Consider the following 725-nt stretch of genomic DNA (forward strand, 5'->3'; position numbering starts at 1 on the left):
GCTCACCGGCGCGGCCCCGGCCACCCCGGCTCCTGCGGGCGGCCCGGGCCGCGCCGGTGAGCCACGCCCTGGCCGCCGGATGCGTGCTCGGCTCCCTGCTCGCGGCGGTCGGCCCCGGGGCCGGGCCCGGCGCGCAGCGGCGCTGGGGCGTGGTGCCCGCCGAGCTGTGGGGCGGCGGCCCCGCCGAGTGGACGACCCTCCTCACCTCCCAGTTCGTACACACCGGCTGGCTGCACCTGCCGGCCAACCTGCTCTTCCTGCTGCTCTTCGGCCCGTGGGTGGAGCGCCGGGTGGGCGGACTTCCGTTCCTGCTGGGCTGTCTCACCGTCGGCCCGGCGACGGCTCTCGGCCACGCCACGCTGCACCCGGACTCCACGGACGTGCTGGTCGGGGCGTCCGGAACGGTCGCCGGCGTGCTGGGCGCGTTCCTGCTGCTCTTCCCCCGGGCCCGGATCACCGCGCTCTACCCGGCGCTGCTGTTCCTGCCGCTGCGACTGCCCGCCTGGCTCGCGCTGGGCTGCTGGGCCGCGGTGCAGTGGCTCGCCGCCCGCAGCCCGGACGCCGGGGCGGGCGGCGGGACGAGCACCGCCGCCTTCGCCCACCAGTCCCATCTGCTCGGCTTCGCCCTCGGCCTGCTGCTCGGCCGGCTCCACCACCGCCGGACCCGCCCGGCGGCACCGGGAGACGCGGAGATCACCGGGAAGGCGCGGGGTGGGGTGCCGCGG

General features: G+C 78.6%; 1 protein-coding gene. It reads left to right on the top strand.

Features of this window, described 5'->3' with window-relative positions; translation table 11 throughout:
* Positions 1–56: 56 nt before the first annotated feature.
* On the top strand, positions 57–725 hold a 669-nt coding region (locus tag FNX44_RS27405), incomplete at its 3' end, for a rhomboid family intramembrane serine protease (RefSeq protein WP_323369694.1).

The sequence above is a fragment of the Streptomyces alkaliterrae genome (assembly GCF_007097205.2).
Taxonomy (GTDB): domain Bacteria; phylum Actinomycetota; class Actinomycetes; order Streptomycetales; family Streptomycetaceae; genus Streptomyces; species Streptomyces alkaliterrae.